29 protein-coding genes are annotated in these 25966 nt (G+C 60.8%); 21 read left to right on the top strand and 8 right to left on the bottom strand.

Features of this window, described 5'->3' with window-relative positions; genetic code table 11:
- Nucleotides 1-133 precede the first annotated feature (133 nt).
- The 10 genes from pyrE to ACYQ0G_RS00180 all read left to right on the top strand — a co-directional run bounded on the left by pyrE (nt 134) and on the right by ACYQ0G_RS00180 (nt 8736).
- The gene (gene pyrE, locus ACYQ0G_RS00225; protein ID WP_460098131.1) at nt 134-715 is read left to right on the top strand and encodes an orotate phosphoribosyltransferase; all 582 of its coding nucleotides are present in this window, start codon (nt 134-136) and stop codon (nt 713-715) included.
- An 80-nt stretch (nt 716-795) separates the two neighbouring features.
- Entirely contained in the window at nt 796-1764 is a 969-nt protein-coding gene (locus ACYQ0G_RS00220; protein ID WP_460098130.1) for a serine hydrolase domain-containing protein, read from the top strand.
- Nucleotides 1761-2501: a pyridoxine 5'-phosphate synthase gene (locus ACYQ0G_RS00215; RefSeq protein WP_460098129.1), complete on the top strand. Its 741-nt coding sequence runs from the start codon at nt 1761-1763 to the stop codon at nt 2499-2501. Before ACYQ0G_RS00220 ends, ACYQ0G_RS00215 begins: the two co-directional genes overlap by 4 nt.
- 13 nt (nt 2502-2514) lie before the next feature.
- Nucleotides 2515-2916 carry a holo-ACP synthase gene (gene acpS, locus ACYQ0G_RS00210; protein ID WP_460098128.1) on the top strand — a complete coding sequence of 134 codons (402 nt, stop codon included), beginning with the start codon at nt 2515-2517 and terminating at the stop codon, nt 2914-2916.
- Entirely contained in the window at nt 2913-3788 is an 876-nt protein-coding gene (gene lepB / locus ACYQ0G_RS00205) for a signal peptidase I (RefSeq protein ID WP_460098127.1), read from the top strand. Before acpS ends, lepB begins: the two co-directional genes overlap by 4 nt.
- The gene (locus ACYQ0G_RS00200) at nt 3785-4930 is read left to right on the top strand and encodes an AI-2E family transporter (RefSeq protein ID WP_460098126.1); all 1146 of its coding nucleotides are present in this window, start codon (nt 3785-3787) and stop codon (nt 4928-4930) included. Before lepB ends, ACYQ0G_RS00200 begins: the two co-directional genes overlap by 4 nt.
- Before the next feature lies 1 nt (nt 4931).
- On the top strand, nt 4932-6188 hold the full coding sequence (locus tag ACYQ0G_RS00195) for a DUF3089 domain-containing protein (RefSeq protein WP_460098125.1): 1257 nt from the start codon (nt 4932-4934) through the stop codon (nt 6186-6188).
- Entirely contained in the window at nt 6185-6655 is a 471-nt protein-coding gene (gene ruvX, locus ACYQ0G_RS00190; RefSeq protein ID WP_460098124.1) for a Holliday junction resolvase RuvX, read from the top strand. Before ACYQ0G_RS00195 ends, ruvX begins: the two co-directional genes overlap by 4 nt.
- Before the next feature lie 18 nt (nt 6656-6673).
- Entirely contained in the window at nt 6674-6811 is a 138-nt protein-coding gene (locus ACYQ0G_RS00185) for a hypothetical protein (RefSeq protein WP_460098122.1), read from the top strand.
- A gap of 632 nt (nt 6812-7443) precedes the next feature.
- Entirely contained in the window at nt 7444-8736 is a 1293-nt protein-coding gene (locus ACYQ0G_RS00180; RefSeq protein ID WP_460098121.1) for a surface lipoprotein assembly modifier, read from the top strand.
- Nucleotides 8737-8783: 47 nt separating this feature from the next.
- Here ACYQ0G_RS00180 and ACYQ0G_RS00175 read toward each other — a convergent pair whose 3' ends face one another.
- Nucleotides 8784-9068 (bottom strand): hypothetical protein, encoded by a 285-nt coding sequence (locus ACYQ0G_RS00175; protein WP_460098120.1) that lies wholly within the window; start codon nt 9066-9068, stop codon nt 8784-8786.
- An 88-nt stretch (nt 9069-9156) separates the two neighbouring features.
- Here ACYQ0G_RS00175 and ACYQ0G_RS00170 point away from each other — a divergent pair, with 88 nt between their 5' ends.
- The 3 genes from ACYQ0G_RS00170 to ACYQ0G_RS00160 all read left to right on the top strand — a co-directional run bounded on the left by ACYQ0G_RS00170 (nt 9157) and on the right by ACYQ0G_RS00160 (nt 11946).
- The gene (locus ACYQ0G_RS00170; RefSeq protein ID WP_460098119.1) at nt 9157-10686 is read left to right on the top strand and encodes a transferrin-binding protein-like solute binding protein; all 1530 of its coding nucleotides are present in this window, start codon (nt 9157-9159) and stop codon (nt 10684-10686) included.
- 377 nt (nt 10687-11063) lie between these two features.
- On the top strand, nt 11064-11531 hold the full coding sequence (locus ACYQ0G_RS00165) for a PaaI family thioesterase (protein ID WP_460098117.1): 468 nt from the start codon (nt 11064-11066) through the stop codon (nt 11529-11531).
- Nucleotides 11524-11946: a PaaI family thioesterase gene (locus ACYQ0G_RS00160; protein WP_460098115.1), complete on the top strand. Its 423-nt coding sequence runs from the start codon at nt 11524-11526 to the stop codon at nt 11944-11946. The genes ACYQ0G_RS00165 and ACYQ0G_RS00160 overlap by 8 nt, the downstream gene beginning before the upstream one ends.
- Here the strand turns inward: ACYQ0G_RS00160 and ACYQ0G_RS00155 are convergent.
- Together ACYQ0G_RS00155 and ACYQ0G_RS00150 are read right to left on the bottom strand one after the other, a co-directional pair.
- Nucleotides 11943-14183, bottom strand: a complete 2241-nt coding sequence (locus tag ACYQ0G_RS00155) for a transglycosylase domain-containing protein (protein WP_460098114.1) — start codon at nt 14181-14183, stop codon at nt 11943-11945. The genes ACYQ0G_RS00160 and ACYQ0G_RS00155 overlap by 4 nt on opposite strands.
- 50 nt (nt 14184-14233) lie before the next feature.
- Nucleotides 14234-15226 (bottom strand): AAA family ATPase, encoded by a 993-nt coding sequence (locus tag ACYQ0G_RS00150; protein WP_460098112.1) that lies wholly within the window; start codon nt 15224-15226, stop codon nt 14234-14236.
- Nucleotides 15227-15279: 53 nt separating this feature from the next.
- Between ACYQ0G_RS00150 and ACYQ0G_RS00145 the strand changes: the two genes are divergently transcribed.
- Entirely contained in the window at nt 15280-16125 is an 846-nt protein-coding gene (locus ACYQ0G_RS00145) for an oxygenase MpaB family protein (RefSeq protein ID WP_460098111.1), read from the top strand.
- An 18-nt stretch (nt 16126-16143) separates the two neighbouring features.
- Here the strand turns inward: ACYQ0G_RS00145 and ACYQ0G_RS00140 are convergent, their stop codons facing one another.
- From ACYQ0G_RS00140 to ACYQ0G_RS00125, 4 genes are all read right to left on the bottom strand, one after another.
- A complete protein-coding gene (locus ACYQ0G_RS00140; RefSeq protein ID WP_460098109.1) occupies nt 16144-16500 on the bottom strand; it encodes a response regulator in 357 nt (118 codons plus the stop codon).
- Nucleotides 16497-17579: a PAS domain-containing protein gene (locus ACYQ0G_RS00135; RefSeq protein ID WP_460098107.1), complete on the bottom strand. Its 1083-nt coding sequence runs from the start codon at nt 17577-17579 to the stop codon at nt 16497-16499. The genes ACYQ0G_RS00140 and ACYQ0G_RS00135 overlap by 4 nt, the downstream gene beginning before the upstream one ends.
- Before the next feature lie 190 nt (nt 17580-17769).
- A complete protein-coding gene (locus ACYQ0G_RS00130; protein ID WP_460098106.1) occupies nt 17770-18921 on the bottom strand; it encodes a GGDEF domain-containing protein in 1152 nt (383 codons plus the stop codon).
- Nucleotides 18922-19004: 83 nt separating this feature from the next.
- Nucleotides 19005-19595 (bottom strand): J domain-containing protein, encoded by a 591-nt coding sequence (locus ACYQ0G_RS00125; protein WP_460098105.1) that lies wholly within the window; start codon nt 19593-19595, stop codon nt 19005-19007.
- A gap of 79 nt (nt 19596-19674) precedes the next feature.
- On the opposite strand from ACYQ0G_RS00125, the gene ACYQ0G_RS00120 reads away from it, so the two are divergent.
- From ACYQ0G_RS00120 to ACYQ0G_RS00105, 4 genes are read left to right on the top strand one after another with little or no spacing between them, the layout of a single operon-like run.
- Nucleotides 19675-19947 carry a BolA family protein gene (locus ACYQ0G_RS00120; protein WP_460098103.1) on the top strand — a complete coding sequence of 91 codons (273 nt, stop codon included), beginning with the start codon at nt 19675-19677 and terminating at the stop codon, nt 19945-19947.
- Complete coding sequence (locus ACYQ0G_RS00115; protein ID WP_460098102.1) at nt 19944-20675, top strand: glutathione S-transferase; 732 nt, start codon at nt 19944-19946, stop codon at nt 20673-20675. The genes ACYQ0G_RS00120 and ACYQ0G_RS00115 overlap by 4 nt, the downstream gene beginning before the upstream one ends.
- A complete protein-coding gene (locus ACYQ0G_RS00110) occupies nt 20672-21562 on the top strand; it encodes a pirin family protein (RefSeq protein ID WP_460098101.1) in 891 nt (296 codons plus the stop codon). Before ACYQ0G_RS00115 ends, ACYQ0G_RS00110 begins: the two co-directional genes overlap by 4 nt.
- A 10-nt stretch (nt 21563-21572) precedes the next feature.
- Nucleotides 21573-22385, top strand: a complete 813-nt coding sequence (locus ACYQ0G_RS00105; protein WP_460098100.1) for an SDR family NAD(P)-dependent oxidoreductase — start codon at nt 21573-21575, stop codon at nt 22383-22385.
- A 7-nt stretch (nt 22386-22392) separates the two neighbouring features.
- Here ACYQ0G_RS00105 and ACYQ0G_RS00100 read toward each other — a convergent pair whose 3' ends face one another.
- Nucleotides 22393-23457: a DUF2332 domain-containing protein gene (locus tag ACYQ0G_RS00100; RefSeq protein ID WP_460098098.1), complete on the bottom strand. Its 1065-nt coding sequence runs from the start codon at nt 23455-23457 to the stop codon at nt 22393-22395.
- A gap of 44 nt (nt 23458-23501) precedes the next feature.
- On the opposite strand from ACYQ0G_RS00100, the gene hisG reads away from it, so the two are divergent.
- The 3 genes from hisG to nusB are packed head-to-tail and all read left to right on the top strand — an operon-like array spanning nt 23502 to nt 25893.
- Nucleotides 23502-24155: an ATP phosphoribosyltransferase gene (gene hisG, locus ACYQ0G_RS00095; protein WP_460098097.1), complete on the top strand. Its 654-nt coding sequence runs from the start codon at nt 23502-23504 to the stop codon at nt 24153-24155.
- Nucleotides 24155-25444: a histidinol dehydrogenase gene (gene hisD, locus ACYQ0G_RS00090; RefSeq protein WP_460098096.1), complete on the top strand. Its 1290-nt coding sequence runs from the start codon at nt 24155-24157 to the stop codon at nt 25442-25444. The genes hisG and hisD overlap by 1 nt, the downstream gene beginning before the upstream one ends.
- Complete coding sequence (gene nusB / locus ACYQ0G_RS00085) at nt 25441-25893, top strand: transcription antitermination factor NusB (protein WP_460098094.1); 453 nt, start codon at nt 25441-25443, stop codon at nt 25891-25893. The genes hisD and nusB overlap by 4 nt, the downstream gene beginning before the upstream one ends.
- Nucleotides 25894-25966: the final 73 nt, after the last annotated feature.

Raw genomic sequence — 25966 nt, 5'->3', positions numbered from 1 at the left:
CTCAAGCGAGGCCCTGTTGCGATGCGCCCTATAGGCAGGGTTTGTGCTAGCCTCAAGCCGCGGCAGGATAAAAATATACATCCACCTTTGCCTCTTGCGCAAATCGTCATGAAGCGCTTTGGGTTCGGGCACTATGACAGAAGACGAAATCCTTTCCGAATTCCGCGCCAGCGACGCCCTCCTGCAAGGGCATTTCCTGCTCTCGAGCGGCCGGCACAGCGGCCATTATCTCCAGTGCGCGCGAGTCCTAATGAACGCCGAGCGCGCCGGTCGCCTAGCTTTTGCGCTGGGCCAGAAGATACCGCGAGATATCCGCAACCAGATCGATGTGGTCGTGAGCCCGGCAATGGGCGGCATTATCATCGGTCAGGAAATGGGTCGTGCGCTCGGCAAAGACGCGATGTTCCTCGAGCGACCCGACGGCACTTTCCACTTGAGACGCGGATTCCGTCTGGAACCGGGCGCGAAGGTGCTGATGGTAGAGGATGTCGTCACAACCGGCCTGTCCAGCAGAGAAGCTATTGAGGCGGTTAAGCGGGAAGGCGGCGAAGTCATCGCTGAAGTGGCGCTGGTAGACCGCAGCAACGGATCGGCCGATCCTGGCGTCCCGTTCTTCCCTCTCATTCACATTAACTTCCCCACGTTCGCCGAAGACGAGGTACCCGAGGAACTGGCTGCTATCGAGATCACCAAGCCCGGAAGCCGCAGGGCTTGATCTCACGCGTCTTCCCCTTGGCTGCCGCGCTTTTTCTACTCGGCGCTTGCGCGTCGGCGCCGGGGGGCGGCCAGGTCCCATTGGCCGATGCCAAAATCGCCGAAATTTCCGAACAGGCGGACGCGGGTTGGTTTCGCGGAGAAATTGCCTTCTCGTTGGGAAAAGACGCGATCTACCATGCTTCTAGCGATGGTATTGAGGCGGAACAGGCTTGGCCTTGGGCGTCAGTGACAAAGCAGATTGTCGCGACGCTGGTGGTCCAGCAGGCAGATCGAGGAACCTTTGCGCTTGACGACCCAGTCGCAAGTTACCTTCCCAGGCTCGCCGGCAGCGAGATAACCTGGCGCGAACTGCTGCAACATCGCTCTTCCCTACCAAATCCCGACGAGACTGCATCGACCGAGGGCTGGCCTGCATTCTATACCGATGATCAGGCGCCGACCTTCGACTGGTGCGCTCGCGATCTGGGAAATCGCCCCGAGAGCGGATATCGATACAACAATTGCGATTATGTTGTGCTTGGCGAGGCGCTTGAAAAAGCGACGGGGGCAACCCTAAACGATCTCTTCGCAGAGAGAATTGCCGAGCCTGCCAAAATTGTTGATACTGGTTTCATGGCCGAGGGCGAAGAGCGCGAGTTTGCGGTACCAGAGCCACTCTATCGTATCATCCTTCCCCGCTTCGGCGCGGCAGGGGGAATGGTAGGGCCATTGTCGGACATGATCCGGTTCGACCGGGCGTTACTCGAAGAACGGCTCCTACCAGAAGACGCTTTGCAAACCATGTGGACCGGCGATCCGGCGCTTGGATACATGGCTCTAGGGCAGTGGGCGTTCGACGCCACCCTGGCAGGATGCAGTGGTGACGTTCGCATTATCGAGCGCCGCGGTGCGATCGGAAAGTATCAGTTGCGCAATATCATTCTGCCGGATCGCGGCATCATCTTGGCCATGGCCACCGATCAGGGTGAAGACACCTTTTCCTTCGGAGAAGTCTGGTCGGGGAGTGGCTTCACTTTCGACATATTGAGCACCGCAGCATGTCAATGACCCCTCCCCTCCGCCTCGGCGTGAACATCGATCACGTCGCCACCATCCGCAATGCGCGCGGAGGCGACCATCCCGACCCGGTTCGCGCTGCGCAGATCGTCTCCAGCGTAGGTGGTGATGGCATCACCGCGCACCTGCGCGAGGATCGTCGCCATATTCGCGACGCCGACCTGCGGCGGGTTCAGGAGGCGACAGACTTGCCCCTTAATCTGGAGATGGCTGCGACGGAGGAAATGTTGCAGATCGCACTGCGGCACGCACCCCACGCAGCCTGCATCGTGCCCGAAAAGCGGGAAGAACGAACGACGGAGGGCGGGCTCGACGCTGCTGGCCTGCATAATACACTCACCCCGATAGTGGGAAAACTGCGCGATGCAGGCATTCGCGTGTCACTCTTCATCGAAGCCAATGAGCGACAGCTGGATGCAGCACTAAGGCTGGGCGTCCCTGTGGTCGAATTTCACACCGGAGAATACGCTCACGCCCACCTCGATGGTGACAGCGAAAGAATGGCCCGAGAACTCAAACGGGTGGCAGACATGGCCGCCTTGGCTGCGAAGAACGGGATCGAGCCTCATGCAGGCCACGGCCTCACGTACGAGAACGTACAGCCCATTGCCGCCATCCCTCAGCTCGCCGAACTGAACATCGGACATTATCTGGTTGGAGAGGCTGTCTTCGTCGGTCTGGAGCATGCGGTTCGTCACATGCGCGAACTGATGGACGAGGCGCGGTAAGGAGAGATCGCCGATGATTATTGGAATGGGCAACGACCTCACCAACATGGACCGCATCGCCAATTCGCTGGAGCGCTGGGGAGAGAAGTTCGAGCGCCGTTGCTTCACCGATGTCGAGCGGGCCAAGGCGGACAAGCGCCCTTTCACCCGGGTGGGAACATTCGCGAAGCGCTGGGCCGCCAAGGAAGCCTTCGCAAAAGCTGTCGGAACCGGATTTTCCCGGGGCGTATTTCACAAGGACATCGGAGTCGTGAATGCTCCCTCTGGTGCCCCCACGCTCCGGCTGACGGGTGGCGCGGCGGAAAGGCTTGCCGAAATGGTACCGCAAGGCCATGAGGCGCGCATTCATATTACTCTCACCGACGATCATCCATGGGCCCAGGCTTTCGTGATCATCGAGGCCCTACCCGAATGAGTGCAGACACCGCGGCCGTGACCGACAAGACCAAGAAAGAAAAGCAGGACGACAAGCGCGTCGACTGGATCGCCGAAATCCGGGGGCTCGCCCTCATGCTGCTCGCGGTTTTCGCTTTTCACAGCTTCATCGCCAAACCGTTCTACATCCCCTCGGAATCGATGCTGCCCAATCTGCTCGTGGGCGACCGTCTGGTGGTCAGCAAATATCCCTATGGCTGGAACTGGTCCTCGATCAGCTTCCATCTTGCCCCCCGCGGTGATTGGCGCCTGTTCGGCTCGACACCCGAGTATGGCGATATCGTGATCCCGGTTCATCCTGAACGTGACGAGGATTACATCAAGCGGGTTGTCGCCCTGCCCGGTGACCGCATCGCCGTTCAGAACGGGCAGATCATTCTCAACGGCACTCCGATCAAACAGGAAGCCGAACCCCCGCTCGACCTACCGGTGGACGAAAATTCGCGCTGCTTCGGGTTCGGCGATCCGACTTTCCTCGTCAATAACGACGAAGGTGTGCCAGTCTGCCGCGTACCCGTCTATCGCGAGACTCTGCCGAACGGGGCGACCTATCTGATCATCGACCACATCAACCAGCCACTCGACAATTTCGCCGAGATGACTGTTCCCGATGATGCAGTGTTCGTGATGGGTGACAATCGCGATCATTCCGCCGACAGTCGAGAGCTCAATTCCTCGCGCGGACTTCTGGGACCGGTGCCGCTTGAGAACATCGGCGGCAGGGCGGAATTCATCACCTTCTCGCTCGACGGGACGACGACGCTTAATCCGGTTTCCTGGTTTACGAGCTTGCGCGAAGGCCGCGCGTGGACCACCCTGCGTCCGGCGCGGACAGGGACCGAGAAAGAATGAGCGAGACATCGTCAGGCAGCGGAGACGAGAAGGTCGATACGAACGACCTGGCCTATCACGACGATCCCGGTGCGAGCCCAACCTATATCGGTGATCCGAAGCTACGTTTCGAAGCAGGTCGCGCGCTCGTTTGGGGCCTTGTGATCGGCCTCATCGTACTTGTAATCCACATATCGCAATCTCTGCTCGTGATCTTCGGCGCCATGGTTTTTGCATGCATGGTCGACGGGGGCGCGCGTCTCCTGGCGAAGGTCCTTCCTCTCGGACGCGGTTTGCGGGTCGCCATCGTGTTGCTGCTGGTGACCGCCTTCTTTATCTGGCTGGGCTACTTTGCGGGATCGCAAATATCCCAACAGGCGGCACAGTTTCCGTCGATCGTCAACGAGCAGCTAGGGCGCCTTATCGGGTTTCTACAATCGAAGGGCTTCGCCATCCGCTCGGGAGATATCCAGAGCTTCGCCGGCCACATGGCCAGCGGTGTCGGCACAGTCACCAAGGCAATCGGCGGTCTCTTTGGCGGCCTGACAACGCTGTTTCTCATTGTTATCATAGGCATTTATCTGGCCATCGATCCGCGCATCTACGAGCGCGGTGTGGCCTGGATCGTGCCCGCCAACCAGCGGGGCGGCTTCTATGACACGCTGAGCCATCAGGCATTCACCCTGCGCAGGCTCATGGCCGGGCGGCTGGTCGGGATGGCTTTCGAAGGGTTTTTCACCTGGCTCATGCTGGCGTTCGGAGGAATGGTCATCGGGATCGGCTCGGTTCCGATGGCGGCGCTGCTTGGCTTGCTGACCGGCCTGCTGGCCTTCATTCCTAATATCGGCGCGATCATCTCGGGCATACTGATGGTTCTTGTCGGCTTCTCCGGCGGGACGGACATGGGGCTCTATACGATCTTCGTCTATTTCCTCGTCCAGAACTTCGACGGCTACGTCCTCGTGCCGATGATCGCCAAGAAGACTGTTGATCTCGCCCCTGCACTGGTGCTTTCGGCGCAGCTTATCTTCGGCGTGCTGTTCGGCCTTCTGGGCTTGGCGCTTGCGGATCCGTTGCTGGCCATGATCAAGGTGGCGCTTGAGCGGCGGTCGGCGCGGCGCAACGGGGAAATCGAACCGATCAGTGCACCGGCGATTTCCTGACATGGCGCGCAAGTTCCTATTTATCGTCGCATTGCTCATCGTGATCGTCATCGGCGGAGCTATCGTACTGTCGATATGGTCGCGCGAAGCCACTGAAATTGCTTTTGTTCCTCGCGGAGAATTCGTCGAGCAGGAGGCGCTCGCCGCCAATGCTTACGAAGATCCGGGCATGTGGTATTCGCGCCCGGGACTAGGGACGAACGACCCTGCGCGGTATCAGCCGGCGATCGCCCAGGCGGCTCCGGACCCTGCCGACCAGCCCCCTTCGCGTTCCGATCCAGCGGCCGAACAGTCTCTTGATCGGCCGGATTCCTTCCGGACGGATGGCTCCATCACCGGAGAAGCCGCCGATCCCGCCGCTGTCCGCGACTTCGCGGTATTCTTCGTTCCGCCGACCAGTTTTCTCAAAGCTGGGGGCACCGCCTGGAACGCCACGCTGGACGATGCCGCGACCAACAGCCGGGCGCGGACTTTCCTGCGCGGGCTGGCCAGCCCCTTCAACCGGGCCGACGAAATCTGGGCGCCGAAATACCGCCAGGCGGCCGCCGGGGCCTTCCTGACCGACCGGCCCGAGGCGCAGCAGGCGATCGACGCGGCCTATGCCGATGTGGCGCAGGCGTTCGACTATTTCCTCGACAGCGTCGATCCGGACAAGCCCATCGTGCTGGCCGGCCACAGCCAGGGCGCGATCCACATCCTTCGCCTGCTGATCGACCGGGCCGAGGCGCGCGGGCTAAGCGACCGGGTCGCCGCCGTCTATGCCATCGGCTGGCCGATCTCGATCGAGCATGATCTGCCCGCCCTGCCCATCCCGGTCTGCGCTGCGCCCGACCAGGCCGGGTGCATCATCGCCTATTCCGCCTTCAGCGACGATGGCGATGCCGAGCTGTTCGAGAGCCGTTACCAGGCCACCCCCGGTTTCGACGGGCAGCCGCGCGGCGAAGGCCCGATCCTGTGCGTCAATCCGCTGACCGGGGCGACCGGCGGCTCGGCCCCGGCAGAGGCCAATCTCGGCACGCTGAAACCCAGCGCGGACCTGCGCTCGGGCGAGCTGATCGTGGGCGCCATTCCCGCCCGCTGCGACGAGCGCGGCCTGCTGCTGATCGGCGATCCGCCCGATCTTGGCCCCGGCGTGCTGCCGGGCGGCAATTACCACGTCTACGACATCCCGCTGTTCTGGAAGAATCTGCAGGAAGACGTGCTTCGCCGGGTCCGCGCGCTGGCCCCTTCGGCCACATCGGCCCCCTCCGCCGCGTGATTACTGCCAACGCGCTGGAATATGGCGATGCGCTGCCCGAAGGCGGCGCGCTGCTGGGCCTCGATCTCGGCACCAAGACCATCGGAGTGGCCGTGTGCGATGCCGGCTGGCGCTATGCCACGGCGGGCAAGACCGTGCCGCGCAGCAAATTCACCAAGGATGCGGGCAAGCTGAAGGAGATCGTCGCCGAGCGGAATATCCGCGGCGTGGTCATCGGCCTTCCGCTCAATATGGACGGCAGCGAGGGCCCCCGCGCCCAGGCAAGCCGCGCCTATGCCCGGAATCTTTCCCAGGCGCTTGAACTTCCGATCCTTCTATGGGACGAAAGGTGGTCGACCTCGAGCGCCCTCAACGCGATGATCGGACAGGACATGAGCCGATCCAAAAGGGCAGAGAAGGTTGACAGCCACGCCGCTGCGATCATTCTGCAGGGCGCGATCGATGCTTTGGCAGGCGGCGGTTTCTGATGGGGAGCAAAGACGGATATGAGTTTTCTCAAAGTCTTCGAACAGGCGAGCAGCTGCGATGACCATGCCGGCGGCATGCTTCAGGCAGCCGGCCGGGCCGCGGCTTTCTGCGTACTGGTGCTGCTGTTCATGCTGACCATCTACACGCTCTGGTAGGACATTGGCGGGCGGGAGCTGGCGCTTAGGACATTACCCCATGTTGAAGTATGACCGCGCGGTGCGGTTTTCCGTGGACCCCGAAAAGTGCCATGGACGAGCAGCCACATTCTTATTTTCTGCCGAATGCGGTGTGCCCGCTGACGAGCCGACTGCGGATAATCGATAGCTAACGGCTTTGCGCCCCAATTCCGTTCCTTACCCCCCGCATCCCACGACACCCGAAAGCGGCGCATAGCCGTGCCGGTGCTGTGCGTACCGTGCCTCCCGGCCCAACCAGGGCCCACGTCCCCCTCCACTCTTTGACGCAGCGGACAAAGCACTCACCGATCGGAGAGTGCTGGATCAGCCTCACCGCCCCCTCGTTCACACGGATCGCTGAGCGCTAATCGCTGATCGCTGATCGCTGATCGCTGATCGCTGATCGCTGAGACAACGATGCGAACGGCGGTTACGCCAACCCAAAAGCCCCGCTTGAGCCAGCCATAAATATCTTTAATAAAGAGACCAGTAGCCACGCAACTGAGCACATCCTCTCCGACGCGGCAAACTTCGTTTCTGGAACGTCGGGCCGTGGGGGCATTATCTTGATAGCGAGAATACTCAGCGCACTCTGCACATTCGCACTTGCGATGCTGGCACCGGCAGCGATCGTCTTCGCTCAGTCCGGGGGTGAGAGTCTTTCGCGCAACCTTACCCCCGCCGAGCTTTTCTCGCTCGCAAACGATGCCAGAGAGCGCCGGCAATTCGATGTGGCAGAAAAAGTATATCGAGCACTTGCCGAGCATCCTCAGATCGATTTGCGGACGGAGGCGCGCTTCCGGCTGGCGCTGATGCTGGCCGATGATGTCGCCCGGCCGGTCGATGCTGCGGTGCTTCTGCGCATGATCCTCGACGAACAACCCGATGCCTCCCGGGTGCGAATTGAACTCGCGCGGATTCAGGTGATACTCGGCAATTACGAGGCGGCAGGCCGTGAACTACGCGCGGCGCAGGCTGCCGGCGTGCCAGCCGAAGTGGACCGATTGCTCCGATTCTACACGCTGGCGCTCGAAAGCCGCAAGCCGTTTGGAGCGAATCTCGAAGTCGGGTTCGCGCCCGACACCAATATTAACCGCGCGACGAGCAGCGACACACTGTCCACTATCATCGGCGATTTCGATCTTTCCGAAAATGCCCGCGCGACTAGCGGGATCGGCGCTTTCGCCCGCGCGCAGGCCTATTACCGGCAGAGGGTGGGATCGCAGCTCGACATGCTCTATCGGCTGAACGGACAGGCGCGGGTCTACGAAGACGACGCTTTCAACGATTACGCGCTGTCGGTGCAGGCTGGGCCGCAGATGAAATCGGGTGCCGACGAGATTACGCTGTCTGCCCTCGCCAGCCAACGCTGGTTCGGCGGCGAGCCCTATCTGACCAGCTATGGAGTCTCGATCAATTACCGCCACCCGATGGACCCCCGCACACGGCTGACGGCTGACCTTACCGGAAATGTCGCAAACGACCGCAAGAACGATCTGCGCGACAGTGATCGCCTCGGTCTGGCCTTGGGCGTTGACAGGGCCTTCAGCGCGCGCTCTGGTGGAGGCCTGCGCGTGTCGGCGGACCGCCAGGTGGCCCGGGACCCGGGATATTCGCATGCTTCGGGGGACGTGCAGGCATACACATTCCGCGAAGTTGGTTCGGTAACGCTAGTCCTGGATGCTAGCTACGGCCATCTCGAAGCGGACCGGCGGCTGTTTCTCTATCCCCAACGGCGGATCGACGATCGTTTCGAAGTGGGCGTTGCGGGCACGTTCCGATCACTGCGCGTGGATCGCTTCGCCCCCACAGTTGGCTTCAATTGGGAAAAGAATACTTCCACTGTCGGAATTTACGATTATCAGAGGCTTAGTGCCGAAGTTGGTATTAGCGCCGCGTTCTGACGATTCGGTTGGCGTGGTCGTTAGGGGGAAATTAGGTCGGTGAATACTCAGCGTTTAGTCACACGGGCATCGCTAATTACTTTGGCACTCGGTCTGGCCGGGTGCGGAGGGGGCGGAGGATCGCCTCCGGTCGCCAGTACGCCGCCGCCCGTCAGCACCCCGACACCTGCACCGACTCCCGCGCCGACTCCAACACCTTCACCGGCGCCGACACCCAGTCCAACGCCTGCGCCCACTCCAACGCCCACGCCCACGCCTACTCCGACACCTACGCCTACGCCCACACCAACGCCGACACCTACGCCGACCCCGCCTCCCGTCAGCCCGATCACTTCGCCGATCGGAGCAAATCCGTACGAGACTACGTCCGCGTCGACGCAGATAACCTATTCGGGCGGCAGCCCTCAGCCCGGCGCCAGCGTGACGGTGGAAGCCGGCGCCATTAGCAACAATTCGGTACCCGGCAGCATCCTCCTCCAGCTGGAGGGGCAACCTTTCGGATTCCGGAGCGAAGACGCCACCTTCGCATCGTCCAACCAAGTGAGCTACCAGCGCATCGCCGGAGAGACACGGAGCACGCTAGACCTCTATTTCGGCTTCGGAACCGAATGGTTGACCGATCCGCAGTTCGTGAAACTGGGGCAGCTATTTCAGGTCACGAGTGATGGCCCGACCATGAGCCTTCAATATCAGTTGGCCGACTTCGTTTTTGGCATTCCCAGCACAGCCGATGTCGTCCCGACCACTGGAAACGCCGCCTATTCTCTGACCTTCAGAGGCAATCGCGCATCGAGCATTTCCGATGTGCCCCTTAAGATGTGGGGCGCCGGGTCGGCATTGATTGACTTCGGAACGGGGCGGCTCGAGCTGCAAGGCCAAACGGGCGACTCCAAGCGCGGGGGGCGGCCGCTCAGCTCGACCGATGGTTCGACAACCATACGCGGCAGCGCAGCGATCGGGTCGGACGGTCTGTTCACGAATGGAACCTTCGCCGCCACATCGGGTGTGACGGGCACGTACACCGGCAGCTTGAATGGACAGTTCTACGGGCCCGATGCCACCGAGATTGGTGGCACCATGATCGGCGATGCCCGCGGGCTGTTCATCAGCCTTGCATTCGCCGGGTTCGAGCTTCCCGATGTTGCCGCGGACGATACACTCGCCAATCTGACTGGAACGAACCGGCTAGAGACGGTGCGCCGGGTGGTCGACTTGCCCGATCCGACTCCCGAATTTTCAGAGGCGCCGATCGGCGAACATATCATTTTCGATGCCGATGCGGGCACCTACCGGGTATTCGGTCGTTTCAGCGATGGGTTCGGACCGCAAGACCGTGCGCCCGCCAGCGATGCACCGGATCTGATAGCCTACGAAACTCGGGTCCCGCTGGCGTACAACGAGGCGGCAACATACGAATTCGCTCTGTTCGACGGCAGCACGCAGTCCATCGAATTGTCCTATACCAGTTTCGTCCGCTCGCTCGGAACGATTACCGATGGCGCGGGCGATCTGGTCGACCAGCAATTGTCTTATTTCGCTTTCGGCAATGCGACCCCGGCCGACCAGCTCCCGCAGACCGGTACTGCAAGCTACACCGGTGCGCTGTTCGGCGATGTGACCGACGGCACGCAGGTGCTCTCGTCAGTGCGGGGCTCTTCCACGATGCAGGTAGACTTCGGATCAATGGGTTTGACGGGAAGCCTCGCCCCGGTCGCGACCGACTTGAATGGCACGACGCGCGATTTCGGCAGATTCGATTTTGCTGGTTCCATCGACAGTTTTACTGCCACGTTCGAGGCGCTTTTCGGCTCCGCGCAGGGGAGTCTCGCGGGCCGGTTCTATGGCGACCGGGCGCAGGAATTCGCTGCGACCTTCGGGATCGTCCTGCCCGACGAAGGCTTGAGGCTGGAAGGAGTAACGGTAGGAAAGCAGAACCCCTCGGCACCCTGATATCGGAGGGTCTGATCGCGTTGGAAATAGAAACCGTCCGGCCAGGTGAGCGCGTCCTGAAGTTCGGCCCCGCACCCTCGTGTTGAATCCTTTCGTGTCCACCAGTTGAATGTTGGAACCGGATGACTGCCAGTGTTGCGACCGTTAAGTGCCCGCCTACCGCAATTACAGGACCGTCGGCTTCCTGCCCAAAGTCGGTCATCAAGCGTGATAATCCCCAACTCGGCTTTCTACCCACAGCCTCATCTTCTCTCTTGTAAATCAGGACCGCGAAACGCGCCCACAAAGCTCGCATTTGAAGTTGGACAACAAGCGCTGAATGCCGCAGGAGTTCGCGGACAGAACGACATGGGTTCGCCAACGCAAGTGACTGAAAAATGAATGATAGCGTGAACCAACCCAATTTCGACCCGGCAACGGCGACGCCGTTCCTGACCAGTCGCGGCCATCCTGGATGGCTCGGCCTGCGCTATACCGACCATGGCGATGACTGGGTGGAACTCGAACTCCCATGGCGCGAAGACCTGCTGGGCGAGGAAGGCCAGCATGTTCTCGCCTCGGGTCCGATTCTCAGCCTGATGGACATGGCCAGCGGGATCGCGATCTGGAAAGCCATGGACCGTTTCGAACCCATCGCCACGCTGGATTTGCGCGTGGATTACGTGCGCCCTGCCCGCGCCGGGGCGGCGGTGTTCGGCCGCTCGCAATGCTACCGGATCACCCGCAGCGCGGCTTTCGTGCGCGGGCTTGCGCATGACGGCGATGCCGACGATCCAGTGGCGCATATCCAGGCGGTTTTCATGAAGATCGGCGGCGGGGCCAAGCGGGAGCTGCCCGATGGCTGATGCGTCAGACACTCCGGACATCGAGATCCTGACGCCCTATTCCCGTTCGCTGGGCATAGAGCTGTCCGAATGGGAAGATGGCGCGCCGATCATGCGGGTCGATTTCGTCGAAGCCGTTGAAGGGCGGCCAGAACATTTCCATGGCGGGGCGACCGGTGGCTTGCTGGAAACCGCAGGCTATGCCGCTCTGCGTGCAGAACTGGCGCGGATCGAGCGGGTAGCGATCCTGAAACCGATCAACATCACGGTTCAGTATCTTGCTGCCGGTAAAAGCCAGACGAGCTTTGCAAAGGGCCGCATCACCAAGCTGGGTCGGCGAAGCGCCAACCTTACGGTCGAGGCGTGGCAGGACGATCGTTCGCGCCCCATCGCAACAGCAGTGATGAATGTGCTGATGGCCGCGCCCGAAAGCTAATTGCCTTCAAGCTCTCGCTGGCGTTCGACTTCGCGCCTTATATCCTCGTAATTCTGTTCGGCCTCCTCGCGCCGTTGCTCGGCCGCGCGTCGCGCCTGCTCGATCGCCTGTTCGTCCACACCGATGCCGTTTTCGCCGACCCGAATGTCGACCGGCACGCCATCGATCTCGGTGGTGAAGATGGCCTCGCCGTCACGGATACGCACGCGCGAATTGCCGTCACCGATCGGGATATCGCCGAGATCGGGCACGTCGAGCGGTTCGACCGGCCCGCCCGGATCGGGAAGATCGGTGGGCGCTGGACGGTTGGGGGCAGCGCTTGTGCCCAGTGCCTGGCTCATGAAATCGCGCCAGATGCGCGCGGGCATGCCGCCGCCCGACACTCCCTTGAGCGGGGTATTGTCATCGTTGCCGATCCACACGCCCACGACCAGATCGCCGGCATAGCCCACGAAGACCGCATCGCGATTGTCCTGTGTGGTGCCGGTCTTGCCGAAAGCAGGTACGGAAAGTCTCGCGCTGCGCCCCGTACCCGCATCGATCACGCCGCCTAGCAATTGCTCCATCTTCCGGGCAGTGGAATCCGAAAGGCTGGAAGGCCCATCGACCATGCGTTCGAACCAGCCCTTCTCCGGCCCGACAAATGCCCGCGGTTCGACCGGAAAGGCGTTGCCAGCAACCCCGGCATAGGCTGCCGTCAGTTCAAGCAGGCTCATGGTGGACGTACCCAGCGCCATGCTGGGATCGCCCTTGGTCAGCGGCGAAGTCACACCCAGATCGCGCGCGGTCTCGATCACCTTTTCGCTGCCCACTTCCCCGAACAGGCGCACGGCGGCGACATTGCTCGATTGAGCGAAGGCCTGCTGCAGCGTCAGGCTGTCGGAATAGCGGCCGCCCGAATTCTCGGGCCGATAGCCGCCTTCTTCGATCTTGCGATTGCTGATCGTGTCATCCGGGTCCCAGCCATCGCGCAGCGCCGCGAGATAGACGAACAGCTTGAAGGTCGATCCGGGCTGGCGCTTGGCCTGCGTGGCGCGGTTGAAGGGCGATTTCTCGTAATCCTTGCCGCCGATCATGGCGACCACTTCACCATTGGTACGCATCGCGACCAGCGCAACTTGCGCCTCACCCAGCGGGGCGCGGCTCGTCACCCGGCGGGCGATGTTCTGCAGGCGGGCATCGAGCGTGGTGGTCAGCGTGTGCCGCGAATATCCCGTTTCCGAAGCCTTGCGCGCTTCGGGCAGGGCCCAGTCCGCGAAATAGGTGCCGGTCGGCAGATCGCTTTTCAGCCGCACGTCGAGAGACGGCGGGCGCATGGCCCGACCCTCCGCCTCGGTGATGTAGCCTGCGGCGACCATCGACTGGACGACCAGCTGCATGCGTTTCTCGGCGCGGTCGTAATGGCGGGTGGGCGCATAGGCGCTGGGTGCCTGCAACAGGCCCGCCAGCATAGCGGCCTGATTGGGCAGCAGGTTTTCCGGCTTGCGATAGAAATAATGGAGGCTGGCCGCGCGCAAGCCGTACACATTGTCACCGAAATAGGCGTTGGACAGATACCGCTCGAGAATCTCGTCCTTGGTCAGCCACGCCTCCAGCCAGAAGGCGATCAGCGCCTCGCGCGCTTTGCGTGACAGGCTGCGTTCGGGCGTCAGGAAAGTGAATTTCGCCAGCTGCTGGGTGATGGTGGAGCCGCCGCCCGTGCCGGTGAAGGCCGCGCGGGCGATACCGCGGGGATCGACGCCCCAGTGATCGTAGAACCGGCGATCCTCGATCGCGAGGAAGGCTTCGACCACATGCGGCGGCAGCGTGTCTATATCCACCGGCTCGTCCACGATGGCCCCGTTGCGGGCGATGGGCGTGCCGTCGGATGCCAGCAGCGTGATCTGCGGCGCGGCGATCGGTTCGAGCGATTTGTTGAGCGGCGCGGTAATCGCCAGCCAGGCCATCAGCACCATGAACAGGGCCACCAGCGCGGCCAGGATGCGGACGATCCACCAGCGTTTGCGGCGGCCCAGCCAATGGTCGCGCTGCCACCATTTCAGCCGCTTGCGTTCTTCGGCGGCGACGGCGCGATCGACCTCGTCCAGCCGATCGCCCCAGCCGTCGTCATCTCCATCGTCCCCGTCGCCCCATGGGTCGTCATCGTCCCAATCGTCGTGGAGCGCATAATAGCCCCGATGCGCGGACGGCTCCGGCTCGGGACGCGGCTTGCGGAAGATGGAATCGAACAGGGCCATGCTTTTACTGTGCTACCTTAATAACACAGCTATGCATAGTACGGGCAACCTTAACTCTTGCCGACCACGCTCTCCGGCAGATCCTCGCCGAAGACGCGCTGGTAATATTCGGCAACCAGCATGCGCTCTTCCTCGTCGCATTTGTTGAGGAAGGACAGGCGGAAGGAAAAGCCGACATCCTTGAAGATGGCATGGTTCTGCGCCCAGGTGATGACCGTTCGCGGGCTCATCACGGTGCTGATATCGCCATTGATGAAGCCCTGGCGCGAAAGGTCGGCCACCTTGATCATGTCGGCCAGCACCTTGGGATCGGTATCAGGGTTCTTCGCCTCGACGATCTCCTGCTCGATCTCGGCGGGGAGATAGTTCAGCGCGGTAACGATGTTCCAGCGGTCCATCTGGCCCTGGTTGATCGCCTGCGTGCCGTGATACAGGCCGCTCGTATCGCCGAGGCCGACCGTATTGGCGGTGGCGAAGAGGCGGAAATTGGCATCGGGGCGGATCACGCGGTTCTGGTCGAGCAGGGTCAGCTTGCCCTGCTGTTCCAGCACACGCTGGATCACGAACATCACATCGGGGCGGCCCGCGTCATATTCGTCGAACACCAGCGCCACCGGGTGCTGGAGCGCCCAGGGAAGCAGGCCTTCGCGAAATTCGGTGACCTGCAGGCCGTCGCGCAGCACGATGGCATCGCGGCCGACCAGATCGATACGGCTGATATGGGCATCGAGGTTGATGCGGATACACGGCCAGTTGAGGCGCGCGGCGACCTGTTCGATATGGGTCGACTTACCCGTGCCGTGATAGCCCTGCACCATTACGCGGCGATCGTGCGCAAACCCTGCCAGAATGGCCAGCGTGGTGTCCGCATCGAACACATAGGCCTCGTCACGGTCGGGCGTGCGTGGGTCGGGCTTGGAGAAGGCAGGCACCTTCCAGTCGATATCGATACCGAAAGTCTCGCGCACATCGACTTCGATGTCGGGCGCGGGAAGTACGGTTTTTTCGGAAGGTTCGAAGCTCTTGTCAGTCATATCGTTCATCGCCCTGCCGACCTAGGCATTTATCTTGGCAACGCCAAGCCTATATTGGGTTTGTGAATCGCCCCGATCCCCTCGAATTTCTACGCCAGCGGATAATCGGCAATGTGCGCGCCGCCTTCAACGAGGGCAATGCACAGGCCCAGCCGCGCCCCGCGTCGGACGATGCCCTGTTCGAAAAGGACAGCCCGATCCGCATGGTCCACGCCGATGTGGTGGGAATGATGGTGGGCGGCGTGCGGGGGCTGTTCCTGCAGATGCTGCATCCGCATGCGTTGCAGGGCGTGCTCGATTTCTCCAACTTCCGCAGCGACATGCACGGGCGGCTGGCCCGGACGGCGCATTTCATCACCGATACGACCTTTGCCGATCGCGAGGTTGCGATGCAGTCGATCGAGCGGGTCAACCGCATCCACAGGCAGGTGAAAGGCACCCTCCCCGACGGTTCATCCTATTCCGCCACCGATCCGCGCACGCTGGCCTGGGTCCACGTGGCAGAGGCCACCAGCTTCCTTGCCGGCTATATGCGCGTGACGCGGCCCGACATGCCGGGCCACGAGCAGGACGAATATTATCGCCAGTTCGCAACTGTAGCGGAGGCTCTGGGTGCCGATCCCATTCCCACCAACCGGAGGGAAGCGGAGGCGATTTTCCGCGAGTTGCGGGAGGATTTGCGGACCAGCCCGCAGGCACGCGAGGTGGCGCAGTTCGTGGTTTCCATCAAACCGGAAGGCGCCCCGCCCGCCCTGCAGAAGGCGATCGTGAGCGAAAGCGTCACGCTGCTACCACCCTTCGCCCGATCGATGCTCGGGTTGAAACGGCCGGCCCTGGGCGCGCTATCGGCGCGGGCTATGACATGGGGAACGGCGCGAACCTTGCGCTGGGCTTTCCGCCAGGATTGACCGCGCTGGGGCCCTTGATCAGGCCTCTTTGGACATTCCGACCAGCTTGCCGATGACATCATCCGCCGCTTGCGGCTTGGGTAGGACGGGGGCGTTGAGCTCTCGCAAGTGCTCTCCCACGCGATCGAGATCGCCCGTATGCAGAACGAAGGGAATTTTCTGTTCGCTCAGCACTCGCGCGGTGGGTTCGCACGTCTCGCCATCGCCCAGGCTCACGTCGAGCACCGCGCCAGCGATCTGATGGTCCGATATGGCGCGGCTCGCCTCGGCATTGTTCACCGCGACGACGGCGCGATGCCCGATGTCTTCGAAGGCGAACTCGAGGTCCATGGCAATCAGCGGTTCGTCTTCGAGAACCAGGTAGGTGAGGCTCATACAGACCTTCTTGTTATGGGAACGAGAATGCGCGCCTCCAGCCCTTCCGCTGGCCATTCGGTTTCAAGAATACCGCGAGCATGTTTGAGAAGCGTCTTTGCAATATTGAACCCGGTGCCATCGCTATCCGGTTCTTTCTCCACTCGCGGCCCACCGCGCTCGATCCAGCTCACTTCCAGCGCCGAGTTGTCCATCTTGTCCTTGGTATGTTTCCAAGAAACGGTGATCGTCCCATCACGATTTGATAGCGCGCCATACTTCGTTGCATTGGTGGCCATCTCATGCAGCGTTAGCCCGATTGCCGAGATCGCATTGGGTTCTGTCCGAACGCCATTTCCTTCGAATACGAACCTGTCCCCTTCGGGATCGTACGGCGCCAGAACAGACCGTATCGCCTGCCCGACATGGATCGTGCCGAGTGCGGCTTCATCCAGCGTAGGTTCGTAGGAGCGACCGAGGGCCTGGATACGGTCGTTGATCTTTTTCGCCACGGGCCGCGCATCCATCGACCGCCCGGTAATATTTACGATTCCGCCAACCACGGCGAACACGTTTTTGAGACGGTGGGAAACTTCACGGGCCATCGCCTTCGCGTGGCGCTCTTCCGCGCGTGATTGGTGAATATCGGTAACATCCCACTGACTGCCGAAGAAATACCTTAGGTTTCCTTCCTCGTCATAGATCGGACCAAGGTGGAGCGTGTTCCAGAAGCTTGAGCCGTCTTTGCGGTAATTCAGTAGTTCGACCACCACGACGCTTTCCTCGCGGATGGCATCGCGTATCTTGGCCACCTGCGCCTGATCCGTATCGGGACCCTGAAGAAAGCGGCAGTTGCGACCCACGATCTCGTCACGCTGATATCCAGTGAGCTGCTCGAAAGCCTCGTTGCAGAAAATTATCGGGTCGTCTTCAAGCCGGGGGTCCGTGAGACACACAGCCATGCGCGTTTGCGCCATTGCCTGCTCGAACAGGAGGCCGGTAGCGCCATCAAAGCCTTCTCTCGGCGTGTCGGAAGGGTGAATGGCACGATGGGCTTGGTGGGAAGACTTCAGTCCCGGGCGAGTTGTATCGTCTGACATCTATTGCGGCTCCAACCAGCGAAATGAAAAACCTCTGCGCCGGTTCCCCATGAAAAGAGCACCCCCCGCGATGGGCAGCTAAATTGGTCGTATGGCAACTTGCCGACCTTGGCAAACCGGCATCCTGATGATTTCAAGATACTTTTGGCTACCATCGAACAGCGTTACCCTTGCAAAAACGGGCTATACTCTACGAAGCTGCAATCGAGATTCGATCGCGCCCGGTCGCCTTGGCCTGGTATAGCGCCTGATCCGATCTTCGGCTTAGGTCGGCCAGTTCGTCGGTCCCGTTCAATTCGGCCACTCCGAAAGATGCCGTTACCGGTGCTTCCAGGTCGAGCCGCTTCGGCAGGCGTGTGGCAATGGATCCTCTGATCTCCTCAGCGACAACTTGCGCACCTTCGGCGTCGCGCCCCGGCAGAAGAATTGCAAATTCTTCCCCGCCCATACGAGCGACCAGGTCGTTACCCTTCACCGAAGTCGCCAAAAGGTCTGCGAAATCCGCGATGACCATGTCTCCAGCGGCATGACCAAAGCTATCGTTGATGGCCTTGAAGCGATCGAGATCGACCGTGACCAGCGAAAGCGGGACGTTGGTTCTTTGCGCCTGCCGAACGGACTTTTCGGCATATTTCGCAAAGCCCCGCCGGTTCAGCAGTCCGGACAGCGGATCGGTTTCCGACCGAACGACCATTTCAATAGTCGTATCGCGCATGATTACGAGCAGGAGGACGAGTGCCAGGGCGATTAGAAATACAGCTCCGAGAGTTTGCGATATTGCCGCATAGTCCGAAGACAGATACCCTTGCGGTCCGCTCGCAATGCCGATCTTCCATGCGACCACAGCTTTGACGACATAGGTTCCGGCAACCATCGAGCTCACGACGATCAGGAGCTTGTCGAGAGCCATTCTGCGACTGGATTGCAGGACCACCAAAGTCATCAAGCACTGCAGTCCGATATACGGCATCTGGTATAGCAAAGTTCTTGGGCCAGAACCGTATGGCAGAACCATCATCGCCGGAATCAGCGCCACAGCCATGATCCAGATAAGTGCGATTTCGCGTTTCGGCGGCACTGCCCCGTAATGCGTCGCCACACCTATGACCCCGCAAGTCAGTGCCGTGAGGTAGGCGATATAGATGGTGAAGACGGCAAGGTCCGCATTGACCAGCCAGGGAAGGCTGAATTCCATAGCGACGTCGAGAACACCTACACCGTACCCCGCCGAAAGCCATCGCGCGCCCCGGACGGTGGGATTGGTGGAGGCAACTACAGCAAAAGCGACCGCAAACAGTGCGGCAACGAACATATTGATGCTGAGAACGAACGCGCCTGTCATGGTTGGAATACCCAAGACAAAACCAGCGCGTTTCGCAAGTGCGAAGACAGTCCCGTAGCGCGATTGTTCAATGAAACTCTAAATTATACGATTGCGCGAGACTTCCTGAGCGTCTGATAGGCCTCGACCACGCGATTGAGCCGGGTTTCGTACTGGCGGTCACCACCGTTGCGGTCCGGGTGATAGCGCCGAACTAGTTCCGTATATCGCCGGCGAAGCCTGCTCTTGTCAGTGTTCGTACCCAGTCCCATCACTTCGAGTGCCTCTGCCTCTTCACGGCTGAACCTCCCATCCATGGCCATTTCCGCTTCGCGTCGGGCGCGGCTCTTGATCCCGCTGGCGCGGGCCGAGATCGCATCGAGAGGATCGGTGTAGTCGGCCCAGCGCGGCATTCCATCCACGCCTGCGGTTGGCCGGAAGCCTGGGCTTTCGGTACGCCAGCCGCTCACCGGTCCTTGTGCGTCGAGGATCTCTTCCGCGCTCATGCCCTCGAACCAATCGTAACCAGCGTTGAATTCGCGAACGTGTTCGAGACACATCCAGCGCCACTGACCGGGCCCATCGAACCGATGGCCATTGCCCGGCGCACGGAACTCGCCGGGCTCGTCACAAGCGGGGTGATCGCATACCCGGCCGCTATCTTCATATCTTCCGTGAAACTTTGACTGGCGCATTCGTTCTAGAATGGTGAAGGATTTGCCGGATGCAAACCCCCGACAAGATGTAGACCTTTTAACTAGGAGAATTCAGCGGATGGCCGAAACGGTCCAGCAGGAAATGGAACGCCTTTTAACCGAGGCGTTCAGCCCTACCCGGCTCGATGTAATAAACGATAGCGCCAAACACCACGGGCATACCGGGGACGATGGCAGCGGGGAATCCCATTTTACGGTTGTTATCGAAGCCCCTGCCTTCGCCGATTTGAACCGCGTCGAACGACAGCGGGCAGTTAACCGGGCGCTGGGGGACATTCCGGGTGACCGGGTGCATGCATTGGCAATTCAAGCATCGGCGCCCACACCATGAGCGAGGCACCCTATGATCTGTGGTACTGGCCTTCGATCCAGGGCCGCGGAGAATTCGTCCGGCTGTTCATGGCCGCTGCCGATATCGCTTGGCGCGACCGGGCGCGCGATAAAGACGCACAGGCGCTGGTAGAGGATATGGAGGGACGCGAGAAGTCGGGCCAGTTTGCTCCCTTTGCCCCGCCCTATCTTGTCGATCGCGACGATAATTTTGCCATCGCCCAGGTTGCCCATATTTGTTCCTGGCTGACAGAACGGCATGATCTCGGCACTGGCGACAGCAGGAACGATCTGCATCTGATCCAGCTACAGCTGACCATCACGGACATCGTTGCCGAGGTCCACGACACGCACCACCCTGTGTCCGGTGGCCTCTATTACGACGATCAGCGGGAGGCTGCAGCGCAGGCTGCGAAGTCGTTCAGGGAAGAACGTATTCCCAAATATTTCGATCACTTCGAAACGGCCTATGGCAAGATCGACGGGCCTTTTGCCGCGGGCGAAAAATGGTCTCACGTAGACACCTCGATTTTTCAGCTGATCGAAGGCTTGCGGTATGCTTTCCCTCGCCGGATGAAATCCATGGAGGGTGATTATCCGCACCTGGTCGCGGCCCGAGATGCGGTCGCAAAGATCGAAGGCGTGGCTACCTATCTTGCGAGTGAGAAACGCTTGCCCTTCAACGAGGACGGCATTTTCCGCCATTACGAGGAGCTCGACGGGGAATGAGGCAGTTCGAACTGACGTTGACGCCCACGACCCATGATCTCGGGCAGTTTCAGGTAAGGCGGGTTCTGCCTTCGAAGAAGCGTTCGATGGTGGGGCCGTTTATCTTCGTCGACCAGTTCGGCCCGGCCCACCTCGATCTGGGCAAGGGGATGGAGGTGCGCCCTCACCCTCATATCAATCTTGCCACCGTGACCTGGCTGTTCGAAGGCGCGATCGACCATCGTGACAGTCTGGGCACCTTCTCCACCATCCGTCCGGGGCAGGTGAACCTGATGACCGCGGGAAAGGGCATCGTGCACTCCGAGCGTTCGCCGGATGCGGAACGCGAGGCCGGGCCGAAGCTATACGGCATGCAAACATGGCTCGCCCTGCCTGACGGGCGCGAAGAAATAGACCCTGCCTTTGAGGCGGTGGACGCTCTCCCGGTGATCGAGGATGGCCGTGCCAAGGCTATCGTGATCATGGGCAGCTTATGGGGAGAAACTGCGCCGACCACGACTTACGCCAGTACGATCTATGCCGAAATCATACTGGGCGCCGGGGGCGCCATCCCCCTAGAAGACGATGTCGACGAACGCGCCGTCATGCTGGTCCATGGCGAGGCCAGCGTCGATGGGATCGACCTCAAGCTTTATGAACTGGCGGTACTCCAGCCGGGTCGGGACATGACGTTGGCAAGCGACACCGGCGCACGCGTGATCCTGCTTGGCGGTGAGGCCTTTCAGACCGAACGTCATGCATGGTGGAACTTCGTGAGCTCGAGCCGCGAACGTATCCAGCAGGCCAAGGAAGACTGGCGGAAGGGGCGGTTTCCAATCGTGCCCGGAGACGAGGAAGAATTCATTCCCTTGCCTGACGGCGAGCCGAATACCGTTACCTATCCATAAGGAAACGAACATGAAATTCGAAGGTCAAACAGTCTGGATCACTGGGGCCTCGTCCGGCATCGGCGCTGCGCTCGCCGAAGAGTGGGCGAACCGGGGGGCCTTCATCATTCTCTCGGGACGCGATCACGACCGGCTTTCCGCTATCGCCCAAAGGCTGGAGACCGAAACGCTCACCCTGCCGTTCGATGTGCGTGACGAACAGGCAATGCTGGAAGCCACACGCAAGGCGACCGGGTGGAGAAGCGGGGTCGATATCTTCGTTGCCAATGCCGGCATTTCCCAGCGGAGCGCCGCGATAGACACCGACATGCAGGTCTTTCGCGATATCATCGATATCGATCTCGTTTCGCAGATTGCGGCCACCCAGGCCCTCCTCCCGCACATGCTCGAATCCGGGTCGGGGAAGCTGATCTTCATTTCATCCATCGCAGGCAAAGTCGGCGTTCCGCTGCGAACTGCCTATTGCGCGGCCAAGCACGGCCTTATCGGGTATGCCGACGCACTACGCGCAGAATTATCCCAGAAGAGAATCGACGTTCATGTCGTCTGTCCGGGTTCGGTCGCAACTGATGTAAGCCGCAACGCGCTCAATGGCGACGGAACCAGGCGGGATCGCAGCGATCGCGCGATCGACAACGGCATCCCGCCCGCCGACGCCGCACAGCGCATCGTCAATGCGATTGCATCGAACCAGCGCGAGGTCATTGTTGCAGAGGGGACGGAGGAAGCGATGGGAGAAGCGCGGCGTACGCCCAATCAATTGCTCGATCAGGTCGCCGCGATGGTCGCCAACGGGTATATGGAGAAAATGCAGGCCGATTGACGGCTGATCAGTCCAGCCACTCGATCCAGGCACCATGGGGATGGGCATTAGCAAGATGCTCTGTCTGTTCGCCACCCGGCCAATAGCGGACCGACAATTCGTGAGCGAAAGTCTCTCGATTGGTCTCCAGAGAAACATGGGCCAGCGGAGCGGTAGCAGTCGCCCTTGCGCCCGCAGCTTGCAACGCGTTCTCGATCCGCTCTTGTGTAAAATCGGGAAGATATTGCCACATGATGGAATGCACGAGTACCCGCGTGACACCTTCCTCCGGTTCACGCGCCAATTCCCTTTCCACCCACTCGCCAGCATCCATGCGCTCGATTTCGGGCGGCATTCGCTTGACGAGCGAGATTGCGGCATCGATCCGGGCCATCCGCCCCATCGCTTCCGGCCAGACGTAACTTTTCAGCCTCAGCGCCTGCGCTTCATCGGTGAGGTCAACTGGTGCGACATCGCTCCCCCTCGCATCGACGAAACCGAATTCCACCGCAGGCGGAGGTGATCCACGCCATTCCGGTTCAATGACCATCCGGCTTCCGCTCGGCCCCACCGGTACCCCGCCCAGATTATAACGATATCGCCCCATCATCGTGTTGATGCCGGCGCTCGCGCCAATTTCCAGCAATTCGAACTTGGACGTCGTCCGTCCATTGGCCAGCCATAGCAAGGCGGCCGCAAAACTGGCCGAACGGGCAGCTTCGTTCGTTTGCGGCGGAGCGTCGAGCCACGGCATCAGTTGCGCATCGTGGGCCTCAACAACTTCCCTGATGAGTAGATCCACATCGTCCTGGGATTGCATCCGGCCTGCATAAACGTCCTCCAACCTGGGCTCGTTACCGGTGAGGAGAAGGTTATGGATACCCGCGGCGATCCGAAGCGGCATGGCGTCGCGCAGTGATAGGCCCTGCCAATTGAAGATGCGGCGCGCGGTCGCCGCGTCGCTTGTTTCGAGCGCCATCAGCCCACGCACCACCTGTGCAGTACCCGGTGCTCCTGCCTGTTCCGCATGCTCGGCTTGCCATTCGATGGCTTTCGGCACCGAAACGATATCCATGACCGCGCTTGTACCCATACTCGTTGCCCTTTTCGCCTCGTATCCCTATCTGCCGCTGCGCTATGATCGACAGTCTTACATTCGCCATCCCCAAGGGGCGCATCCTTGACGAAGCGCTGCCTGTCATGGCGCGCGCGGGCGTCGTGCCGGAAGACGCGTTTCACGACAAGGCGAACCGTTCGCTGACGTTTGCCACTACGCGTGAGGACATGCGCCTGATCCGCGTGCGCGCATTCGACGTGGCGACTTTCGTGGCGCATGGTGCGGCCCAGCTGGGGATTGTGGGGTCCGACGTGATCGAAGAATTCGATTATGCAGAGCTGTATGCACCGGTCGATCTCGATATCGGCCACTGCCATCTATCTGTCGCCGAACCGAAGGGCGCAACAGCAACCAATGGTGCCAGCCACCTGCGCGTCGCCACGAAATACCCCAATATTACCCGCCGCCATTTCGAACAGCAGGGCATTCAGGCCGAGTGTGTCAAACTGAACGGCGCGATGGAAATCGCCCCCGAACTGGGGCTTGCGGGCCGGATCGTGGATCTGGTTTCCACCGGCACGACTCTGCGCGAGAACGGACTGGTTGAAACTAGCAAGATCATGGACATCAGCGCGCGCCTGATAGTCAATCGTGCGGCGCTCAAGACCGATCCTCGCATTAGCGAACTGGTAGAGTCCTTCCGCACCATCAGCGCAGAACGGAGCGCGGCCTGATGCAATTTCTCAAGACCAGCGACGCCGACTTCGAGACGAAATTCGCCAAGGTCGTGCGCGACCGGCGCGAAAGCGATGCGCAAGTCGACCGCGACGTATCCACCATTCTCAACGAAGTGCGCGAACGAGGGGACAAGGCTCTGGTAGAGTATACCACCCGCTTTGATCACCATAATCTTTCCAACGACGAAGACTGGTCGATTTCGAAAGACGCCTGCAAGGCAGCCTACGATAATCTGGATGCAGAGCTTCGAGACGCGCTGGAAACCGCCGCCAGCCGCATTCGCGCCTATCACGAGGGTCAGTTACCCGAAGATCGCGATTACACAGACGATATCGGAATGCGCCTTGGCGCGCGCTGGAGTGCAGTAGAGGCAGCGGGCCTTTATGTCCCCGGAGGACGTGCGGCCTATCCGTCCTCACTACTCATGAACGCCATTCCCGCCAAAGTTGCCGGGGTCGAGCGTCTGGTCGTCACCACGCCTACGCCAAAGGGCGAGGTCAATGATCTCGTTCTCGCCGCCGCGCATATTGCGGGCGTGGATGAGATTTACCGCGTTGGCGGTGCACAGGCCGTTGCAGCGCTTGCTTATGGTACCGACCGTATCAAGAGGGTCGACGTGGTCACCGGCCCGGGCAATGCGTGGGTCGCCGAGGCAAAGCGCCAGCTCTATGGAGTGGTCGGTATCGACATGGTCGCCGGGCCGAGCGAAATCCTCGTAATTGCCGACAAGGATAACCAGCCCGAATGGCTGGCTGCGGACCTTCTCAGCCAGGCGGAGCATGACCCTACCAGTCAATCGATCCTGATCACCGATGACCGCGGGCTCGCATCGCAGGTGATGGATGCGATCGACATCGAATTCCTCAACTTGCCCACTGCAAAAACCGCCCGCACCAGCTGGGATGACCACGGCCTTGTAGTGCTGGTGGACAGCCTCGACGAAGCACCGGCGCTGTCCGACCGGCTCGCCGCCGAACATGTCGAGATCGCAACAGCCGATCCCGAAGCGCTCTTCCGCAAACTGCGCCATGCCGGAAGTGTATTCCTCGGCCGCATGACCCCCGAAGCCGTAGGTGATTATATCGCCGGACCGAACCATGTGTTGCCGACCGGCCGCCGCGCTCGGTTTGCCAGCGGCTTGTCGGTTCTCGATTTCATGAAGCGCACAAGTTTCATCGGAGCATCCGACGAAGCGCTCAAGGCTATCGGGCCCGCTGCCGTTCGGCTTGCCGAGGCCGAAGGTCTTCCCGCGCACGCCCTTTCGATTTCCAGGAGGCTTTCTTGAGCCAGAACCCAAAGTCCCAGTCACGCAGCGCTGCCCGCCTTGGGGCGGTGCAGGCGCTTTACCAGCAACAGATGGAAGGCACCGCGACCGCCAAACTGCTGAACGAGTTCCATCAGCATCGCCTGGGCAAGGTTATCGAGGACGAAGAATATGCCGATGCAGACGTGGATTTCTTCGACGATCTGGTCAAAGGTGTCGATGCCCGTCGCGGCGAGATCGACGACCTCCTCACCGCTCGCCTAGCTTCAGGCTGGACGCTTGCGCGGCTCGACAAGACCATGCTTCAGATTTTGCGCGCAGGCAGCTACGAACTTCTGGCCCGCAGCGATGTCCCAAAGGCTGCCGCGATCAGCGAATATGTCGACGTGGCGAAAGCGTTCTTCGATGATCGCGAGGCGAAGTTCGTGAATGGCATTCTCGACGCGGTGGCAAAGGAAATCGGACGCTGATTTCTGGCCGCCATATTCCAATTCTTGGACTCTGACCGATTGATCTGCACCGCTGAGCAATAGCAGACATTCC

Source organism: Qipengyuania triglochinis (genome assembly GCF_054655615.1).
This window is presented reverse-complemented; position numbering and strand designations above follow the sequence as displayed.

What these genes read in the sequence shown, in the direction of transcription:
- pyrE (WP_460098131.1), top strand. Translation starts at nt 134, where the DNA reads ATGACAGAAGACGAAATCCTTTCCGAATTCCGCGCCAGCGACGCCCTC.
- ACYQ0G_RS00120 (WP_460098103.1), top strand. Translation starts at nt 19,675, where the DNA reads ATGGCCGAAACGGTCCAGCAGGAAATGGAACGCCTTTTAACCGAGGCG.
- hisD (WP_460098096.1), top strand. Translation starts at nt 24,155, where the DNA reads ATGCAATTTCTCAAGACCAGCGACGCCGACTTCGAGACGAAATTCGCC.
- ACYQ0G_RS00195 (WP_460098125.1), top strand. Translation starts at nt 4,932, where the DNA reads ATGGCGCGCAAGTTCCTATTTATCGTCGCATTGCTCATCGTGATCGTC.
- ACYQ0G_RS00150 (WP_460098112.1), bottom strand. Translation starts at nt 15,226, where the DNA reads ATGAACGATATGACTGACAAGAGCTTCGAACCTTCCGAAAAAACCGTA.
- ACYQ0G_RS00180 (WP_460098121.1), top strand. Translation starts at nt 7,444, where the DNA reads ATGCTGGCACCGGCAGCGATCGTCTTCGCTCAGTCCGGGGGTGAGAGT.
- ACYQ0G_RS00140 (WP_460098109.1), bottom strand. Translation starts at nt 16,500, where the DNA reads ATGAGCCTCACCTACCTGGTTCTCGAAGACGAACCGCTGATTGCCATG.
- ACYQ0G_RS00115 (WP_460098102.1), top strand. Translation starts at nt 19,944, where the DNA reads ATGAGCGAGGCACCCTATGATCTGTGGTACTGGCCTTCGATCCAGGGC.
- ACYQ0G_RS00110 (WP_460098101.1), top strand. Translation starts at nt 20,672, where the DNA reads ATGAGGCAGTTCGAACTGACGTTGACGCCCACGACCCATGATCTCGGG.
- ACYQ0G_RS00200 (WP_460098126.1), top strand. Translation starts at nt 3,785, where the DNA reads ATGAGCGAGACATCGTCAGGCAGCGGAGACGAGAAGGTCGATACGAAC.
- ACYQ0G_RS00130 (WP_460098106.1), bottom strand. Translation starts at nt 18,921, where the DNA reads ATGACAGGCGCGTTCGTTCTCAGCATCAATATGTTCGTTGCCGCACTG.
- hisG (WP_460098097.1), top strand. Translation starts at nt 23,502, where the DNA reads ATGATCGACAGTCTTACATTCGCCATCCCCAAGGGGCGCATCCTTGAC.
- lepB (WP_460098127.1), top strand. Translation starts at nt 2,913, where the DNA reads ATGAGTGCAGACACCGCGGCCGTGACCGACAAGACCAAGAAAGAAAAG.
- ACYQ0G_RS00125 (WP_460098105.1), bottom strand. Translation starts at nt 19,595, where the DNA reads ATGCGCCAGTCAAAGTTTCACGGAAGATATGAAGATAGCGGCCGGGTA.
- ACYQ0G_RS00215 (WP_460098129.1), top strand. Translation starts at nt 1,761, where the DNA reads ATGACCCCTCCCCTCCGCCTCGGCGTGAACATCGATCACGTCGCCACC.
- ACYQ0G_RS00135 (WP_460098107.1), bottom strand. Translation starts at nt 17,579, where the DNA reads ATGTCAGACGATACAACTCGCCCGGGACTGAAGTCTTCCCACCAAGCC.
- ACYQ0G_RS00100 (WP_460098098.1), bottom strand. Translation starts at nt 23,457, where the DNA reads ATGGGTACAAGCGCGGTCATGGATATCGTTTCGGTGCCGAAAGCCATC.
- ACYQ0G_RS00160 (WP_460098115.1), top strand. Translation starts at nt 11,524, where the DNA reads ATGGCTGATGCGTCAGACACTCCGGACATCGAGATCCTGACGCCCTAT.
- acpS (WP_460098128.1), top strand. Translation starts at nt 2,515, where the DNA reads ATGATTATTGGAATGGGCAACGACCTCACCAACATGGACCGCATCGCC.
- ACYQ0G_RS00105 (WP_460098100.1), top strand. Translation starts at nt 21,573, where the DNA reads ATGAAATTCGAAGGTCAAACAGTCTGGATCACTGGGGCCTCGTCCGGC.
- ACYQ0G_RS00165 (WP_460098117.1), top strand. Translation starts at nt 11,064, where the DNA reads ATGAATGATAGCGTGAACCAACCCAATTTCGACCCGGCAACGGCGACG.
- ACYQ0G_RS00155 (WP_460098114.1), bottom strand. Translation starts at nt 14,183, where the DNA reads ATGGCCCTGTTCGATTCCATCTTCCGCAAGCCGCGTCCCGAGCCGGAG.
- ACYQ0G_RS00185 (WP_460098122.1), top strand. Translation starts at nt 6,674, where the DNA reads ATGAGTTTTCTCAAAGTCTTCGAACAGGCGAGCAGCTGCGATGACCAT.